At 72.1% G+C, this 17,437-nt stretch carries 16 protein-coding genes and 1 pseudogene; 13 read left to right on the top strand and 4 right to left on the bottom strand.

Going from position 1 to position 17,437, the window contains the following annotated elements:
• The 12 genes from VF330_RS26665 to VF330_RS26610 form a co-directional block, all read left to right on the top strand.
• Positions 1-648, top strand: a 648-nt coding sequence (locus VF330_RS26665) for a substrate-binding domain-containing protein (protein ID WP_330854414.1), incomplete at its 5' end; no start/stop codon positions are given.
• Positions 649-688: 40 nt separating this feature from the next.
• Positions 689-1,963, top strand: coding sequence for a sugar ABC transporter substrate-binding protein (locus VF330_RS26660; RefSeq protein WP_330854413.1), 1,275 nt, complete (start codon positions 689-691; stop codon positions 1,961-1,963).
• Entirely contained in the window at positions 1,960-2,868 is a 909-nt protein-coding gene (locus VF330_RS26655) for a sugar ABC transporter permease (RefSeq protein WP_330854412.1), read from the top strand. Before VF330_RS26660 ends, VF330_RS26655 begins: the two co-directional genes overlap by 4 nt.
• A gap of 2 nt (positions 2,869-2,870) precedes the next feature.
• The gene (locus tag VF330_RS26650; RefSeq protein ID WP_330854411.1) at positions 2,871-3,686 is read left to right on the top strand and encodes a carbohydrate ABC transporter permease; all 816 of its coding nucleotides are present in this window, start codon (positions 2,871-2,873) and stop codon (positions 3,684-3,686) included.
• Positions 3,687-3,696: 10 nt separating this feature from the next.
• Complete coding sequence (locus VF330_RS26645; protein ID WP_330854410.1) at positions 3,697-5,265, top strand: glucoamylase family protein; 1,569 nt, start codon at positions 3,697-3,699, stop codon at positions 5,263-5,265.
• A gap of 14 nt (positions 5,266-5,279) precedes the next feature.
• Positions 5,280-7,109: a glycoside hydrolase family 3 protein gene (locus VF330_RS26640; protein ID WP_330854409.1), complete on the top strand. Its 1,830-nt coding sequence runs from the start codon at positions 5,280-5,282 to the stop codon at positions 7,107-7,109.
• Between the two features lie 32 nt (positions 7,110-7,141).
• The gene (locus tag VF330_RS26635) at positions 7,142-7,909 is read left to right on the top strand and encodes an SDR family oxidoreductase (protein WP_330854408.1); all 768 of its coding nucleotides are present in this window, start codon (positions 7,142-7,144) and stop codon (positions 7,907-7,909) included.
• A 77-nt stretch (positions 7,910-7,986) separates the two neighbouring features.
• Positions 7,987-8,715: a GntR family transcriptional regulator gene (locus VF330_RS26630; protein WP_330854407.1), complete on the top strand. Its 729-nt coding sequence runs from the start codon at positions 7,987-7,989 to the stop codon at positions 8,713-8,715.
• 58 nt (positions 8,716-8,773) lie between these two features.
• Entirely contained in the window at positions 8,774-10,213 is a 1,440-nt protein-coding gene (locus VF330_RS26625) for an NCS1 family nucleobase:cation symporter-1 (RefSeq protein WP_330854406.1), read from the top strand.
• Entirely contained in the window at positions 10,210-10,959 is a 750-nt protein-coding gene (locus tag VF330_RS26620; RefSeq protein WP_330854405.1) for an aspartate/glutamate racemase family protein, read from the top strand. The genes VF330_RS26625 and VF330_RS26620 overlap by 4 nt, the downstream gene beginning before the upstream one ends.
• A gap of 73 nt (positions 10,960-11,032) precedes the next feature.
• Positions 11,033-12,055 carry a hypothetical protein gene (locus tag VF330_RS26615; protein WP_330854404.1) on the top strand — a complete coding sequence of 341 codons (1,023 nt, stop codon included), beginning with the start codon at positions 11,033-11,035 and terminating at the stop codon, positions 12,053-12,055.
• A 22-nt stretch (positions 12,056-12,077) separates the two neighbouring features.
• A complete protein-coding gene (locus VF330_RS26610) occupies positions 12,078-13,025 on the top strand; it encodes an aminoglycoside phosphotransferase family protein (protein WP_330854403.1) in 948 nt (315 codons plus the stop codon).
• A 135-nt stretch (positions 13,026-13,160) separates the two neighbouring features.
• Here VF330_RS26610 and VF330_RS26605 read toward each other — a convergent pair whose 3' ends face one another.
• From VF330_RS26605 to VF330_RS26595, 3 genes are all read right to left on the bottom strand, one after another.
• The gene (locus VF330_RS26605; RefSeq protein WP_330854402.1) at positions 13,161-14,111 is read right to left on the bottom strand and encodes an alpha/beta hydrolase; all 951 of its coding nucleotides are present in this window, start codon (positions 14,109-14,111) and stop codon (positions 13,161-13,163) included.
• A 26-nt stretch (positions 14,112-14,137) separates the two neighbouring features.
• The gene (locus VF330_RS26600) at positions 14,138-15,076 is read right to left on the bottom strand and encodes an NADP-dependent oxidoreductase (protein WP_330854401.1); all 939 of its coding nucleotides are present in this window, start codon (positions 15,074-15,076) and stop codon (positions 14,138-14,140) included.
• 95 nt (positions 15,077-15,171) lie between these two features.
• Positions 15,172-15,639, bottom strand: coding sequence for a cupin domain-containing protein (locus VF330_RS26595; RefSeq protein ID WP_330854400.1), 468 nt, complete (start codon positions 15,637-15,639; stop codon positions 15,172-15,174).
• A gap of 157 nt (positions 15,640-15,796) precedes the next feature.
• On the opposite strand from VF330_RS26595, the gene VF330_RS26590 reads away from it, so the two are divergent.
• On the top strand, positions 15,797-16,294 hold the full coding sequence (locus VF330_RS26590) for a MarR family winged helix-turn-helix transcriptional regulator (RefSeq protein ID WP_330854399.1): 498 nt from the start codon (positions 15,797-15,799) through the stop codon (positions 16,292-16,294).
• Positions 16,295-16,296: 2 nt separating this feature from the next.
• On the opposite strand, the pseudogene VF330_RS26585 reads toward VF330_RS26590, so the two are convergent.
• Positions 16,297-17,437 (bottom strand): annotated as a pseudogene (locus tag VF330_RS26585) (ATP-binding protein); the annotation flags it as partial.

Here is a 17,437-nt window from a genome sequence, read left to right as displayed (position 1 = left end):
ACCAGGGTCGACGCCATCGCGGTGTTCGGGTCGTCGGCCGAGGTCGTGCAGCTGGTGAAGGGCAGGAAGCCCGTGGTCGTCATCGCGGGCGACCCGCAGGACGGCGTCGAGGCCATCTCGGCGGAGAACCGGGAGAGCGCGCGGGAGCTGGCCGGGCACCTGCTCGACCACGGACGGCGCACGGCGTTGTTCGTCGGCGACCCGGACAGCGGCCCCGACATCCGCAACCGCTACGCGGGCTACGTCGCCGCCCACCAGGACCGGGGCCGCACCGCCGCCGAACCCGTCCGCGTCGCGCTGTGCGAGGCGGAGGGAACCGCGTTCGCGCAACGGCTCCTGGCCGGTGAGCACGAGGCGGACGCGGTGATGTGCGCGAACGACGAGCTGGCGTTGTCGATCATGACCACCCTGCAGGACGCGGGCACCGACGTGCCCGGCGACATCGCGGTGGCCGGCTGGGACGACGTCATGACGGCCCGGTACGTGCGGCCGGGCCTCACCACGGTCCGCCAGCCCGTCCACGAGCTCGGCGCGCTGGCCGCGGGCCGCCTGCACGAGCTGGTGAGCGGCGAGCCGCCGCGGTCCGACGCGCGGACGCTGCCCACGCAGCTCGTCGTGCGCTCGTCCTGCGGTTGCCCCGCCGGCTGATCCACCACGGTCCACCGGAGACGAGAGGAAGCGAGGAGCAATGGTGCGCAGAACTTCCAGGACGATCGCCGGCGTGTCAGCCCTGGTGCTGGTGCTGGCCGCCTGCGGGCGGGGCGAGGACCGGGCGGGTGGCGAGACGGGGGCCGACATCGGCCAGGGTCCCGCCACGGGCACGATCACCGTGTGGGCCATGGGCGCGGAGGGCGAGAAGCTCCCGGCGCTCGCGAAGGAGTTCGAGGACGCGAACCCCGGCGTCGACGTCCAGGTGACCGCGATCCCGTGGGACGCCGCGCACAACAAGTTCACCTCGGCGATCACCGCCGGGCAGGCCCCGGACGCGGCCATGGTGGGGTCGACGTGGATGGGCGAGTTCGCGGGCATGAAGGCCCTCGACCCGACCCCGGGCTCGATCGACGAGAACGCGTTCTTCGAAGGCGCGCAACGCACGACCGAGGTGGACGGCACCTCCTACGGCATCCCCTGGTACGTCGAGACGCGGCTGCTGTTCTACCGCAAGGACCTCGCGAAGACGGCCGGGTACGAGACGCCGCCGGCGGACTGGCAGGGCCTGAAGAACATGGCCAAGGCCATGCAGGCCAAGGCGGGCGCCAAGTTCGGCATCGGGTTGCAGGCCGGCGGCACCGGGTCGTGGCAGACGCTGCTGCCGTTCGCGTGGTCCAACGGCGCGCAGCTCACCAAGGACAACGGCGGCGCCTACAACTTCGACAGTCCGGAGATGAAGGAGACGCTGGAGTACTACGGCTCGTTCTTCTCCGAGGGCATCGCTGACAAGGAAGCGCCCGCGCAGCCCACGACCGAGCCCGACTTCGTCAGCGGCCGCGTGCCGATGTTCATCTCCGGTCCCTGGATGATGTCCGCGGTCGAGAAGCTCGGCGGTCCGGATTTCAAGGACCAGTACGGCGTCGTGCCGATGCCGGTGAAGAAGACGTCGTCGAGCTTCGTCGGCGGGTCGAACCTCGTCGTGTTCAAGGAGACGAAGAACCGCGACACCGCCTGGAAGTTCGTGAACTGGCTCGCTCAGTCGCAGACGCAGGTGAAGTGGTACCGGCAGTCGACCGACCTGCCGTCGGTGAAGAGCGCCTGGCAGGACCCGGCGCTCAGCGCCGACACCAAGCTCGCCGCGTTCGGCGAGCAGCTTGACACCGCGCAGTCGCCGCCGACCTTCACGACGTGGGAGCAGGCGATCACCGCGCTCGACACCGAGGTGGAGAAGGTGGCCCGCTCGGGCGCCGACCCGGCCGGCGCGTTGAAGGCGGCGCAGTCGGCGGCCGACTCCATCGGCACCGGCAAGTGAGTTCCACGACGACGGGTGTGGTGAGCCGCCGCAGGCGTGGGGTCGAACGGGCGGCGTGGTTGCTGATCCTCCCGTTCTGCCTGCTGTTCCTCGTGTTCACGGCATGGCCGGTGGTGCAGTCGCTGTTCATGAGCTTCACCGACACCCGCAACCGCGACCTGCGCACGCCCTTCGCCGTGGAGTTCGTCGGCCTGGACAACTACGTCCAGGCGTTCGCCGACCCGATCTTCCGCACGGCGGCCGCGAACACCGCGTACTTCGTGCTGGTCGGCGTGCCGCTCACGCTGGCCGTCGCGCTGGCGGCGGCCGTCGTGCTGGACAAGGGGATCAGCCGGTTCCGCGCGTTCTTCCGGCTCGGTTTCTACACGCCGGTGATCACGTCGATCGTCGCGGTCGCGGTGGTGTGGAGGTTCCTGCTCCAGGACGAGTACGGCCTGGTCAACACCGTGCTCGGCTGGGTCGGGATCGACGGGCCGAACTGGCTCGGCGACCCGGACTGGTCGATGCCGGCGTTGATCCTGATGGCCGCGTGGCGCAACTTCGGCACCGCGATGATCATCTTTCTGGCCGGGTTGCAGGCCGTGCCCGCGTCGCTGCACGAGGCCGCGTCGATCGACGGCGCCGGGGCGCTGCAGCGGTTCCGGCACATCACGCTGCCGTTGCTGCGCCCGACGATCCTGTTCGTGTCGGTGACGACCGCGATCGGCTACCTCCAGTTCTTCGAGGAGCCGTACGTCATGACCAACGGCGGCCCGCTCAACTCGACGATCTCCGCGTCGATGTACACCTACCGGCAGTTCGGGTTCGGCAACTACGGCTACGCGTCCGCGATGAGCTACCTGATCTTCGTCGTGATCGCGGTCGTGACCGCGCTGCAGTTCCGCCTGCTGCGGGAGAGGAGCTGACGATGAACCGGAACCGTTGGTGGCTCTACGTCCCGCTCACGGTCGCGCTCGTCGCCGTGGTGGCGCCGTTCGCCTGGATGGTGCTGGGCAGCTTCAAGGGCGAGGGCGAGATCCGCGCCAACCCGCCGACGTGGGTCCCGGAAAGCGCGTCGCTGGACAACTACACGCAGCTGTTCTCCCGCCTGCAGTTCGGCACGTACTTCCTCAACTCGGCGGTCGTCGCCGTGCTCGTGACGGCCGGAAACCTGATCTTCTGCTCGATGGTCGGCTACGCGCTCGCGAAGCTCGAGTTCCGGGGCAGGCGGGCGCTCTTCGTGGTCGTCATGGCCACGTTGATGATCCCGGGCGTCGTGACGTTCGTGCCGTTGTACGTGCTCGTCGTCAACGCGGGCCTGGCGAACTCGTTGCCCGCGCTGGTCCTGCCGTTCCTGGTCTCGCCGTTCGGCGTGTTCCTCATGCGCCAGTTCATCTCCGGCCTGCCGGGTGAGCTGCTCGACGCCGGCCGGGTCGACGGCGCGGGCGAGGTGCGCATCTTCGCCCGGATCGTCCTGCCGCTGTGCGGGCCCGCGCTCGCCACGCTCGGCATCCTCACGTTCCTGGGCAGCTGGAACAACTTCCTGTGGCCGCTGGTGGTGGCGCAGCAGGAGAGCGAGTACACGCTCCCGGTCGCGCTGGCGCTCTACTCGACCGGCCAGAACTCCATCCAGTACGGCCTGCTGCTGGCCGGGGCCACCATCGTCGTCGTCCCGGTGCTGCTCGTGTTCCTCGTGTTCCAGCGGCGCTTCATCGAAGGCATCGCGACCACCGGCATCAAGTGAGAGGTCTCGCATGACCGCAAGGATCACCCGCCGAACCGTCCTGTTGGGAACGACCGCCGCCCTGCTGGTGCCGGGGACCGCCTCCGCTGCCCGCGGCTACGACCCGGCGCGCGTGCGCGGCTGGGCGCGCGACACGTGGCGCAGCCTCGTCGCGATGACGCCGTCGAGCACGGGCCTGCCCGCCGACAACGTCCCCGAGTCGCTCGCCCCCGGCGACCGCTCCGGTTACACCTCGCCGACCAACATCGGCGGCTACCTCTGGTCGACCGTCGTCGCCCGCGAGCTCGGGCTCATCTCGAAGGACGAGGCGTCGGCACGGCTCACCCGCACGCTCACCACCCTCGACCGGATGGAACACCACGGTCCGAGCGGCATGTACTTCAACTGGTACGACGAGGAGACCGGCGCGGCGCTGCGGTCCTGGCCCGGCACCGGCGCGGTCGTCCAGCCGTTCTGCTCCAGCGTCGACAACGGCTGGCTCGGCGCCGCGCTGCTCGTCGTCGCGGGAGCGGACCGCGCGGCGGCCGGCCTGGCCCGGCGGATCTTCGCCCGGATGCGCTGGGACTCGTTCTACAACCCCGGCGACGACCCCGCGCACCCCGTCCGGCCCGGCGGCCTGGTCCACGGCGGGTTCTTCCCGTTCGACCACGACCGGCCCGGCGGCGTCTACCAGGGCACGCACATCGGCGGCGACCCCGTCTGGCTGACCACGCACCACTACGACACGACGGTGTCCGAGACCCGGATCACCAGCTACCTCGGCATCGTCACCGGTCAGATCCCGCCGAAGCAGTACTTCGCGATGTGGCGGACGTTCCCGGCCTCGTGCGACTGGTCGTGGCACGAGATGCAGCCGGTGGGGGAGAACCGGACCTACTACGGCATCGACGTCTTCGAGGGCGCCTACACCTACCGCGGCATGCGGATCGTGCCCGGCTGGGGCGGGTCGATGTTCGAGGAGCTGATGCCGGACGTGTTCGTGCCCGAGGCGAAGTGGGCGCCGCGGTCGTGGGGCCGCAACCACCCGCTGCACGTCCGCGCGCAACGCGAACACGGCCTGCTGGAGGCGAAGTACGGCTTCTGGGGCTTCAGCCCGTCCAGCAACCCCGCCGGCGGCTACCGCGAGTACGGCGTCGACGCGCTCGGCATGGGGCCGGGCAACGAACCGGGCAACGGCGCCAACGGTTACTTCTCCGACCAGGAGATGACGAACTACGACGTCGGCTTCGGCACGTGCCGTCCCGCCACCGCCCCCACGCCCGCGTTCGGCGACGGCGTGGTCACACCGCACGCGGCGTTCCTGGCGATGATGCACGAACGCGACGAGGCCTACGCCAACCTGGTCCGCATCCAGGAGGACCTGCGCGCCTACGGCAGGGGCGGGTTCTTCGACGCGGTCGCCGTGCGGTCGGGCACGATCGCACGCCGCTACCTCGCGCTGGACCAGGCGATGGTCATGGGGGCGATCGGGAACGTCCTGTGCCGCGACGTCCTCCGCCGGTCGTTCGCGACACCGGCCGTGGAACGCGCGCTGCGCCCGGTGATCGGTGTCGAGGAGTTCGGCGCGAGCCGAGTGTGAGGGAGGGTTCTGACATGCGGCCTGTTCGGCTGACTTCCGAGGACGGCGTCGAGTTCCGCGACCTCAACGGCAACGGCGTCCTGGACCCCTACGAGGACCCGCGCGTGCCGGTCGCCGACCGCGTCGAGGACCTGCTGGGACGGCTGTCGCTGGAGGAGAAGGCGGGCCTGCTGTTCCACACCGTCATCGAGGCGGGCGCGGACGGCACGGTGAAGGAGGCGCCTGGCGACATCAGCAAGTCGCCCACCAGCGTCGTGGTGCAGCAGAAACACCTGTCGCACTTCAACGTCCACGCGCTGAACGACGCGCGCATGGCGGCCCGTTGGCACAACAACCTCCAGCTCCTCGCCGAGGCGACGCCCCATGGGATCCCGGTGACCATCTCCACCGACCCGCGGCACGCGTTCATCGAGAACGCCGGCGTCTCCTTCAGCGCCAAGGCCTTCTCCCAGTGGCCGGAGTCGCTGGGGCTGGCCGCACTGCGCGATCCCGCGCTGGTGGAGCGGTTCGCCGACATCGCGCGGCAGGAGTACGTGGCCGCCGGCATCCGCTGCGCCCTGCACCCGGCGATCGACCTCGCGACCGAACCGCGGTGGGCCCGGCAGGCGGGCACGTTCGGCCAGTCCGCGGAACTGACCGCCTCGCTCGCGGTGGCGTACGTGCGCGGGTTCCAGGGCCCGCGGCTGGGTCCGGAGTCGGTTTCCTGTTGCAGCAAGCACTTCCCGGGCGGCGGCCCGCAGAAGGACGGCGAGGACGCGCACTTCCCGTACGGCCGCGAGCAGGTCTACCCCGGCGGCCGGTTCGACGACCACCTGGCGCCGTTCCGCGCGGTGGTCGAGGCCGGGACCGCGGCGGTCATGCCGTACTACGGCATGCCGGTCGGCCTGGAGGTGGACGGCGAGCCGGTCGAGGAGGTCGGCTTCGGCTACAACCGCCAGGTGGTCACGGGGATGCTGCGCGAGGGCCTCGGCTTCGACGGCGTGGTGCTCACCGACTGGGAGCTGGTGATGGACAACCACGTCGGCGACAAGGTCCTGCCCGCGCGTGCGTGGGGTGTCGAGCACCTCGACGCGCACGGCCGCATGGAGCTGATCCTGCACGCGGGCGCCGACCAGTTCGGAGGCGAGGAATGCGTCGACGTGCTGCTCGAACTCGTGGCGCAGGGCCGGGTGACGGAGGAGCGGATCGACGAGTCGGCCCGCAGGCTGCTCGCCGTGAAGTTCCGCCTGGGGCTCTTCGACGACCCGTTCGTCGACGAGGACCGCGCGGCGGAGGTCGTGGGGCGGCAGGACTTCCGCGACGAGGGCCACGCCGCGCAGGCCCGGTCGGTCACGGTGCTGCAGGCCGGTGTGCCGCTGCCGCTGACGGCGGGGCTCAAGCTCTACGTCGAGAACTTCTCGCCCGAGGTCGCGGGACGCCTGGGAACCGTGGTGGCCACACCGGAGGAGGCCGACGTGGCGCTGGTGCGGTTGATGGCGCCGTTCGACCCGCGGGCCGACCTGTTCCTGGAGTCGTGGTTCCACCAGGGGTCGCTGGAGTTCCAGCCCGGTCTCGCCGCGCGGCTGGCGCGGATCGCGGCGGTCTGCCCGCTGGTCGTCGACGTGACGCTGGACCGCGCCGCCGTCCTGACCCCGTTGCTGGACGTGGCCTCGACGCTGATGGTCAGCTACGGCACCACCGACGAGGCGTTGGCCGACGCGGTGTCGGGCGTCATCCCGCCGCAGGGGCGGCTTCCGTTCGACCTCCCGCGGTCGATGGAGCAGGTGCGGCGCCACCACGAGGACGTTGCGGGGTACGACGATCCGCTGTTCCCGTTCGGACACGGCCTGTCGTCGCGTGAGTAGGCGGTCGCTCCAGCTGACATAGGCTTCGGCCCATGTCGGATCACAGGGGTGTGCTCGTCACCGGGGCTTCGCGCGGCATCGGCCGGGCGACGGCCATCGCGTTCGCCGAACGCGGCTACCGGGTGGCCGTGCACTACAGCAGCCGCCGTGACGACGCGGCGCAGACCCTCGCCGAACTGGCGGGGGACGGGCACGCGCTGATCGGCGGCGACCTCGCCGACCCCGACGCGGCCCGCAGCCTGGTCACCGAGGCGGTGGAGCGGCTCGGTGCCGTGGACGTGCTCGTCAACAACGCCGCCGTCGCGCCGAGTGCCGCCAACGTCCACCGCCTCGGCGACACGTCGTGGGAGGCGTGGACGCAGGCGTGGCGGTCGATGCTCGACGTCACCCTCCTCGGCGCCGTCAACGTCACCTGGGCGGTCGCCCAGCACCTGATCGACCGCGGCGCACCGGGCAGCATCGTGAACGTCGGCTCGCGCGGAGCGTTCCGCGGCGAGCCCGACTACCCGGCCTACGGTGCGAGCAAGGCCGCGCTGCACGCGTTCGGCCAGTCCGCCGCCGTCGCACTGGCACCCCACGGCATCTCGGTCACGTCGGTGGCGCCGGGCTTCATCGCCACCGAACGCCAGGCCGCGAAGCTCGCCGGTGCGGAGGGCGACGCGGTCCGCGACCAGAGCCCGTTCGGCCGCGTCGGCACGCCGGAGGAGATCGCCGCCGCCGTCGTCCACCTGGCCTCGCCGGAGGCGGCCTGGTCGTCCGGGGCGGTCCTGGACCTCAACGGGGCCTCCTACCTGCGCTGACGCCGGCGGCCCTGGGCCCCCTCGCCCGGTGACCGCTACCGTGACCCGATGCCCGCCCCCACCCGCCCGGCCCCGAGGTGACCCGCGGTCCCCGGCGGCGCTCGATCGTCGCCGCGAAGCTCGAGACCGACAGGGGCGGCGCGGGCCAGGTGGCGATCCTCGCCGAGCTCCGCCGCTGCCTGCTCGACGGCGTGCCCCCGGGCAGCGCCATCCCGGTCGACGAGGTGGCCGCCGTGTTCGGGGTGAGCCGGATCCCGGTGCGGGAGGCGCTGAAGACGCTGATCGGCGAAGGCCTGGTCGAGCACCGCCAGAACTTCGGCTACTTCGTCGCCAAGCTGACGCCGCAGGAGCTGCACGAGCTCTACGTCGTGCGGGGTGTGCTGGAAGCGGCGGCTCTCGGAGCGGCGGTCGCCAAAGCCCAGCCGCAGGACGACGAACTGGCCCGGTCGGCGCACGCCGCGCTGGCCGAGGCCCAGGCCGACGGCGACGTCCGGGCCTACCACCGGGAGAGCCGCAGGTTCCACCTCGCGCTGGTCCGGCCGAGCGGGATGCGGCGGCTGCTGGGCATGTTCGAGTCGGCCTGGAACCTCACCGAACCGTTGCAGCCCATGGCACACGTGCCCGACGAGGAACGCACCGCCTTGCACGCCGACCACGAGGGGATGCTGAAGGCGTTCGTGGACAGGGACGCCGCGGCACTCGTCGAGGCCGCCAGGACGCACCACGAACGGCTGCGGTCGTCGCTGGCGGCGGTGCCGCGGGACACCGGCCTGTTCGCGGACGGGGAAGATATACGTTTCCCGTAGCAGCCGGGAAACAACTCCTCCCTACGGTGGCGCCAACCCACCAGGCAGGAGTGCGGCGATGACAGCGACAGCGACGAACGCGGAACCCAAGCCGGCCTACGACCCGAGGCTGACGAACGCCGACCTGGCCCCGTTGGAGAAGCAGACCTGGGGCTCCTACAACATCTTCGCCTTCTGGATGTCGGACGTGCACAGCGTCGGCGGGTACGTCACCGCGGGCAGCCTGTTCCTGCTGGGCCTGAGCGGCTGGCAGGTGCTGGTCGCGCTGCTGGCGGGCATCGGCATCGTCCACTTCTTCTGCAACCTGGTCGCGAAGCCGAGCCAGCAGACCGGCGTGCCGTACCCGGTGATCTGCCGCAGCGTGTTCGGCGTGCTCGGGGCGAACGTGCCGGCGATCATCCGCGGGCTGATCGCCGTCGCCTGGTACGGGATCCAGACCTACCTGGCGTCGGCGGCGCTGGACGTGGTGCTGCTCAAGCTCTTCCCGTCGCTGCTGCCGTACGCGGACGTGCAGCAGCACGGCTTCCTCGGGCTGTCCTCGCTCGGGTGGGCGTCGTTCACCGTGCTGTGGCTGGTGCAGGCGGCGGTGTTCTGGACGGGCATGGAGACGATCAGGCGGTTCATCGACTTCTGCGGCCCCGCCGTCTACGTCGTGATGTTCCTGCTCGCCGGCTACCTGATCGCCCGCGCCGGCTGGGGCGCGATCGACTTCACCCTCGGCGACGTCAAGCACACCGGCTGGGCGTCGCTTCCGGTCATGTTCGGCGCCATCGCGCTGGTGGTCTCGTACTTCTCCGGCCCGATGCTGAACTTCGGCGACTTCTCCCGCTACGGCAAGTCGTTCGCCGCCGTCAAGCGCGGCAACCTGCTCGGCCTGCCGGTCAACTTCCTGGTGTTCGCCGTGCTCGTGGTCGTCACCGCGTCGCTGACCGTCCCGGTGTTCGGCGAGCTGCTCACCGACCCGGTCGCGACCGTCGCGCGGATCGACAGCACGTTCGCGATCGTGCTGGGAGCGTTGACGTTCAGCATCGCCACCGTCGGCATCAACATCGTCGCGAACTTCATCTCGCCCGCGTTCGACTTCTCCAACGTCAACCCGCGGCGGATCAGCTGGCGCGCCGGCGGCATGATCGCGGCGGTCGGCTCGGTGCTGATCACGCCGTGGAACCTATACCACAACCCCGCCGTCATCCACTACACGCTGGAGACGCTGGGCGCCTTCATCGGCCCGCTGTTCGGCGTCCTCATCGCCGGCCACTACGTCGTGGCCCGCCAGCGGGTCGACGTCGACGACCTCTTCACCATGTCGCCGTCCGGGAAGTACTGGTACCGCAACGGCTACAACCCGCGGGCGATCGTCGCGACCGCCGTCGCCTCGCTGGTGGCGATGGTCCCGGTGCTGGTGTCCGCACTGGCCGACGTCGCCCCGTACAGCTGGTTCATCGGCATGGCGCTGGGCTTCGCGCTGTTCACCCTGCTGTCGCGGGGGAACCGGTGAGGATCGAGGTCGTCAACCCGAACACCAGCCGGGAGATGACCGCGGCGATCGGCCGCGCTTCGCAGGCGATCGCCGGGCCGGGGGTGGACGTGCGCGCCACCTGCCCGGCGATGGGACCGGCGTCCATCGAGAGCCACTACGACGAGGCGCTGAGCGTGCCGGGCCTGCTGGCGGAGATCGCGGCAGGCCGGGCCGACGGGTACGTGATCGCCTGCTTCGGCGACCCGGGACTCGACGCGGCACGGGAGCTCGCGGACGGACCGGTGGTCGGCATCGCCGAGGCGGCGATGCGCACGGCGGCGTTGCTGGGCCGGGGTTTCAGCGTCGTCACGACCCTGGAACGCACGTGCGGCCGCGCCTGGGACCTCGCCCACCGCTACGGGATGGCCGGGTTCTGCCGCGGGGTGTCCGCCTGCGACGTGCCGGTGCTGGAGGTCGAGGCCGCGGTGGACGCCGTCGTGGCCGCCTGCCGGTCGGCGGTGGCGGCCGACCGCTCGGACGTGGTCGTGCTCGGGTGCGCGGGCATGACCGAGCAACGCCCCGAGATCGAACGCGCCGTCGGCGTGCCCGTCGTCGACGGCGTCCAGGCCGCGGTGCTGCAGGTGGAGTCCCTGCTGCGCCTGGGCCTGCGGACCAGCGCGGCGGGGGAGTTCGCCGCGCCGCCGCCGAAGCCCTACTCGGGTGTGCTCGCGCCGTTCGGCGTGCGTCGCGAGCTCGCGGCTTCGGTCCGGAAAACACCCGGCTGACCGGAACGCCCCCTCGTCGAGGCGATCAGCGGGTAGAACTGTGCCGATCGCTTCGACGACCTGGGGGAACCGCATGTCCAGACCCGTGCTCGCCACCGGCATCGCCGCACTCGTCCTGCTCGGTTCCGCCCTCCCGGCGCACGCCGCGACCACGGCCACCCTGCTGCCGGCCGCTCCTGGCTCCACCTGGGACCACGTCAAGGGCCTCAACGACGCCGGTGTCGCCGTCGGCCACGCGGAGTCCTCGCGCGACGCCGTCCGCTGGGCCGCCGACGGCGCGGTCGCGGTCCTCGGCAAGCTGCCCGGCGACTACTCCGGCATGGCGAACGCCGTCAACGAGTCCGGTGTCGTCGTCGGCACGTCGCTCGGCGAGGCCGACGGACTGGTGGCCGTGCGGTGGGACGCGACCGGCGCCATCACCGCGCTGCCGGACTTCCCCGGGCCGCGCCGGAGCACCTCGGCGAACGCGGTCAACGACAGCGGCGTGGTCGTCGGCTCCGCCACCGACAGGTCGTCCGGGCTCAGCACCGCCCAGCGCTGGAACGCGGACGGCAGCATCACCGCGCTGACCCACCTGCCCGGTCACGACCAGTCGTGGGCGCAGGGCATCAGCTCCGGCGGCCTCGTCGTCGGCGCCTCCGACAAGCTCAACACCCTCGACCGCACGCACGCCACGCTCTGGCGGCCCGACGGCACCGTCGTCGAGCTGCCCGCGCTGGCGAGCGGCCGCAACAGCTCCGCCGCCGCGGTCAACGACGCCGGCACGCTCGCGGCCGGCTGGTCCGAGGACCAGGGCGGTCGCCAGCACGCCGTGCTGTGGACGCTCGGCGCCACGACCACCGTCACCGACCTCGGCACGCTCGGCGGCCTGTTCTCCCTCGCCAGGGCGGTGAACGACGCCGGAGTGGTCGTCGGCGAGGCGACCGCCGCGCCGGGAGGGGCCTACCTCGCGGTGCGCTGGCAGCCGGGTGCCCCCGCCGTGCTGCTGCCGGGCACCGGCACGATCACCAAGTGCGTCGAGGCCCGCGCGGTCAACGCCGCCGGCTCCATCGGGGGAGGCTGCAAACGCAGCGCCGCCCGCTGGGACGAGAGCTGACCCCGGTGCACCGAGGAGCCCGATGAACGACCACCGCCCGCGGCTGGACGAGCACACCCTGCACCGCGTGCTGCGCGCGTCCGGGATCGACCCGGCCGAGGTGACGAGCCGGACCGAGCTGACCGGCGGCACCTTCAACACCGCCTACCGGATCAGGACGTCCGGCGGCGGGTTCGTGCTGAAGGTGGCGCCGAGCCCGGACTCCCCGCGCATGACCTACGAGCGCGACCTGATGAGCACGGAAACCGCCTTCTATCGCGCGGCTCACGGGCACGCGGTGGTGCCCGAGGTCGTGCACGCCGACTTCACCCGGCAGGTGGTGCCCTCGGACTTCCTGCTGATGACGGAGCTCCCTGGCGACAACGCGACGACCCTGACAGCGCCGGAACGGGCGGCGCTGCGGGGCGAACTGGGCCGGGTCGTCGCCGGTCTGCACGAGGTCACCGGCACGGGCTTCGGCTACCCGCAGCTGGGTCTCGCGCCGACGTGGCGGGAGGCCTTCGCGGCCATGGTGGACGCCGTGCTCGCGGACGCCGCGCGGTTCGGCGTCGCGCTTCCCCTGCCCGCGGAGGAGGTCGCGGCGTCGATGGGCAAGCGCGCGGACCTGCTGGACGAGGTCGAACGGCCCGTGCTCGTGCACTTCGACCTGTGGGACGGCAACGTCCTCGCCCACGGCGGAAAGGTGACCGGGCTGGTCGACGGCGAACGCGCGTTCTGGGGCGACCCGCTCGCCGAGCTCGTCTCACCGGCGTTGTTCGGCGACATCGACCACGACCGCGACTTCCTGGCGGGCTACGGCGCGGCGCCGTTCACCCCGAGCGCCCGGCGGCGGCTGGCGATGTACCGCGCCTACCTCTACCTGGTCATGCTGGTCGAGGCCGCGCCCCGGCAGTACACCGGCCCCGGGCACGAGAAGGGCCAGAGCCTGGTGCGCGAGCACCTGACCATCCAGCTGGCCGCTCTCGGTTGATGAGCCCTCGGCCGCCTGCACGCACCGCCACCGGTGTCCGCTGCCGGACCGTGATCGGCACGGTCCGGTCCGCCGCGCCGACGATCAGGCGGACCGGGGAGGTGCTGCCGGACATCGGGTTCCTCCCGTGGTGGCTCAGAACGACCGGAGCACGCGGACGCGGTCGGCGATCGCGCGCTTCGCCACGCCGGACTCGAAGGCGATCGAGTCGAACTCGTGCGGTGCGCCGGGGTGCAGGTGGAACTCGACCGGCACGCCGGCCCGGCTGAGCTTCACCGCGTACGCGAGGTCCTCGTCGCGGAAGACGTCGAGCTGGCCCACCTCGACGTAGGCCGGGGGCAGCCCGGTCGCGTCCTCCAACCGGGCCGGGGCCGCGGTGGGCGGGACGTCCGGACCGCCGGCCGTGTCGCCGAGCAGCGCGGGCCACGCGGTGAGGTTGTCGTCGTAGGACCACAGCGCGTACGGCGCGACGTGCGGGTCGACCTCGGTGGTGCGGTCGTCGAGCATCGGCATGACCAGGATCTGCCGCGCGATGGCCGGGCCGCCGCGGTCGCGGGCGAGGATCGACAGCGCCGCCGCCATCCCGCCCCCGGCGCTGTCGCCCATCACGCCGATCCGCGCGGGGTCGACGCCCAGCTCGGCGGCGTGCTCGTGCAGCCAGAGCAACGCCGTGTACGCGTCTTCCAGCGGGGTGGGGAAGGGGTGCTCCGGCGCCCGGCGGTACTCGACGGACAGCATCGGCACGCCGCTCGCGGACACGTACCGCGAGACCGGGCCGTCGAACAGGTCGATGTGGCCGAAGATGTAGCCGCCACCGTGGAAGAACAGCACGGCGGAGCCCGGTGCCGCGCCTTCCTTGGCGTACCAGCGCAGGGTGATCCGCGCGCCGTCGCCGGTCGTGACGTGGTGGTCGGTGGTGGTGACGTCGGCCGGGACCGGCTGGGCCGTCCCGGCGGCGCCGATGATCGGTTCCCACATCGCCCTGCGCGCCTCGACGTCGCCGACGGCCGGAGGGGTGGCTTGCGCCATCGCGCCGGCCATCGGGGCCAGCGCGGTGGCGATCTCGGGGTCCAGCCCGAGTGTCATGGTCTTCTCCTCAGCGGGTGGTGGGGTCAGGAGACGAGGACGACGACCTTGCCGCGGACGCCGCCCGACGCCGCTTGGACGTGGACCGCCGGCAGCTCGGTCAACGGCACCCGCTGCTCGACGTCGACCCGCAGGTCGCCGGAGTCGACCAGCGCCACGAGCTTCGCGAGCTGCTCGGCGTCGCTGCGGACGTAGAGGTTGACGCCGCGCACGCCGCGGTCCTCGTCGGTCGGGGCGGGCATCCAGATCGTGGTGTTGACGACGGCCCCGCCGTCGCGGACCAGCGACGGCAGCTGCGCCAGCACCGCCGGGTCGACCGGGGCGAGGTTCAGCACGAGGTCGACCTGCTCGGTGACCGCCGACAGCACGTCGGTGGTGGTGTGGTCGACGACCTCGTCGGCACCGGCGGTCCGCACGGCCTCGGCGCTGCGCGGGCTGGCCGTGGCGACGACGTGGGCACCGGCCTGCTTGGCGAGCTGGACGGCGTAGCCGCCGACCGGCCCGCCCGCGCCGTTGACCAGCACGCGCTGCCCGGCCTGCAGCCGGCCGTGGTCGAAGAGCGCCTGGTAGGCGGTGAGGCCCACCAGCGGGAACGCGGCGGCGTCGGCCAGCGGGAGGCCCTTGGGCGCCGGGGTGAGCACGGCGGCCGGTGCGATGACGTACTCGGCGGCGGCACCGGGCTTGGTCATCGGCAGGAAGCCGACGACCTCGTCCCCGACCGCGAGGCCCTCGACGCCCTCGCCCAGCGCGTCGACCGTGCCGGCGACGTCCAGGCCGGGGGTGTGCGGCAGGTCGACCGGGATCGGTCCCTGCATGACGCCCAGGCGGATGTTGCCCTCGACCGGGTTGAACGTCGTGGCCGCGACCTTGACCAGGACCTCGCCGGCCGCGGGGACCGGCTGCTCGACGTCCTCGTACCGGAGGACCTCGGGGCCGCCGAACTCGTGGAAACGCACTGCCTTCATGACCGCTCTCCCTCATTTTTTGCTTCGAAGTTGAAGCAACTGGAACTGACAGTAGACCTGCTTCGAATTCGAAGCAAAGTGACGTGCGGCACGTGTCAGCGCGGAGGGCCGAGCAGGACGTTGCCGGAGATCTCGGCGGCCTCGGCGAGCAGCGACAGCGGGATCCCGAACCCGTCAGGGCGAGGTTCGCGCAGGTCGCGACCGGCGTGGCGGAACATCTTCTCCAGCCCGCCGGGCGTGGAGATGAGCAGCAGGTCGGCCCGCTCGGAGGTGATCCGGTACGAGTGCGGCACGCGGCGCGGCAGGAAGACGATGCCGCCCTCGCGCAGCTCGTGCTCCTCGTCGCCGGCCCAGACCAGCGCGGATCCGGCCAGCAGGAGGAACACCTCGTCCTCGTTGTTGTGCATGTGCCACGGCGGCGCCTCGCCCAGCCCGGCGTCGAAGCGGCCGACGGTCAGCTGCCCGCCGGTCGCCTCGGCGTCGAGCAGGACGCTGAAGACGCTCCCGCCGATCCACTCGAGCTGCTGCTGGTCTTCGCGCTGGGCGAGGTGGGGGATGCTCAAGACGGTCCTCGGGGCCGGTGGGACGGCGGCGCCGTCCCCTGTTCGGAAACCCTCGTTCGTCGCGCTGCCCGGCCGCCACGGCCCGCGGTGCCCACCGGTGTCCAGTGTTGCCCGGCACGCCACCGCTCCTTCGAATTCGAAGCAGTAAGCTGGTGGCATGGCCGACTCACCGCCGTCGCTCGACCCCGTACAGCTCGGCGCCTACTTCGCGCTCGTCGAGGTGACCAGCCTGCTGCGGCACGCCGTCGAGCAGCAGCTCAAGGAGGCCGGCGACCTCAGCTACGTGCAGTTCCAGCTGCTCGCGCGGCTCGGCGACTCGCCGACGGGCAGCCACCGCATGACCGACTTGGCCGACGGCGTCGTCTACAGCCGCAGCGGTCTCACCTACCAGGTGGGCCTGCTGGAGAAGGCGGGTCTGGTCGAACGCTCGCCGTCCGCCGACGACGAGCGCAGCGTCACGGTCACCATCACCGGCGCCGGGCGCGCGCTGCTCGCGGCGGTGCTGCCCGGACACGTCGAGGTCGTCAGCGGTCTGCTGTTCGAACCGCTCTCGCGCGACGACGTCACGGCGCTCGCCGGCCTGCTGGCGCCGGTGCGCGACCACATGCGGTCCACCCCGCCGCGCTCAGCGGCGCCCCGTCGGCGCCGGAGCTGACGTCATCGGGCCAGGAGGCGCTCGACGAGCCGCTCCTTGGCCAGGGCGAGGTGCCGCCGGTAGGTGCCGTAGGGAACGCCCAGCCGTCGTGCGGTCGCCTTGTGCGTACCGGAACCGGAGAGGTACGTGGCGGTCAGGGCGTCGTGCGCCTTGACGCCCGCCGGGTCGACCCGCAGCCCGTCGAGGGCGGTCGTGATGGCGTCGCGCAGGTCCGCGACGGGATCGGCGGAGTCCCGCGGCACCAGGTGCGAGCGCAGCAGGACGCTCGTCGCGAACTCGCGCGGGGCGCGCCACGTGCGCAGCGCCTCGAGCACGCCCGCCTCGAAAGCCTTGCGCGACAGCACCTCGGGCGCCGGGGACGCCCACGACGCCACGGGTGCGGCGGCGCGAGCGCGGTCGCGCACCCACTGCTCCACGGTCTGCCGCCGCCAGTCGCGGCCGAAGACGTGCTGCGCGACCCCGCCGGACCTGACCGCGACGACCTCGTGCAGCCCGGCCGCGGTGAGGTGGCGCCGCCACCACCCGACGTCCTGGAAGACGGTGAAGGTCACCGCTCGCCCACCGGTCCGCATCTCCTCCGCGACGGTCCGCCGGCCGACGAGGTCCATCAGCGGCGACGGCCGGTGGTGCCCGCCCGCCTGCACGGCGAACCGGCGGATGCCCAGGTGCTCGCCCCGGCGCAGGGGAGCGGCCGCCTCGACGTGCTCCCACACCGCAGCGACCACCGGGTCCGCCGCCAGGTCCTCCGGCGACGGCGCCTCCAGCCGCAGGATCGCCATGAACCCCACGACCACGCCCGCCGAGCGGTAGACGCGAAAACCCCGCGGCTGGCGCCGGAGCCAGTGCGCCACCGCCGGTTCCGAGGCCAGGCGCAGCACCTCGGGCACGTCCGCCGGGTCCAGTGGCCGGTCCTCGACGTGCGGGTGGGCCCGCCAGTCGTACAGCTCGCGAGGGCCGCTCTGGTCGCGGAACAGGAACATCCACTCCGCGACGCGCAGCAGCGAGTCGTCCTCGGTCGCCCGGCGCACGGCGTCCAGGCACGCGACCGAGAGACGGGCGCGCACGTCCTCGTGGCGTTCGGGATCCCGCCAGCGAAGGTCGGCGGCGAGCGTCGAACGCACGGCGTCGTGCGGATGCAGTCCC

The sequence above is a fragment of the Lentzea sp. genome, from assembly GCF_036380075.1.
In the GTDB taxonomy this organism is placed as follows: Bacteria; Actinomycetota; Actinomycetes; order Mycobacteriales; family Pseudonocardiaceae; genus Lentzea.
The sequence above is the reverse complement of the archived record's forward strand: the minus strand, read 5'-3'. Positions and strand labels throughout refer to the sequence as shown.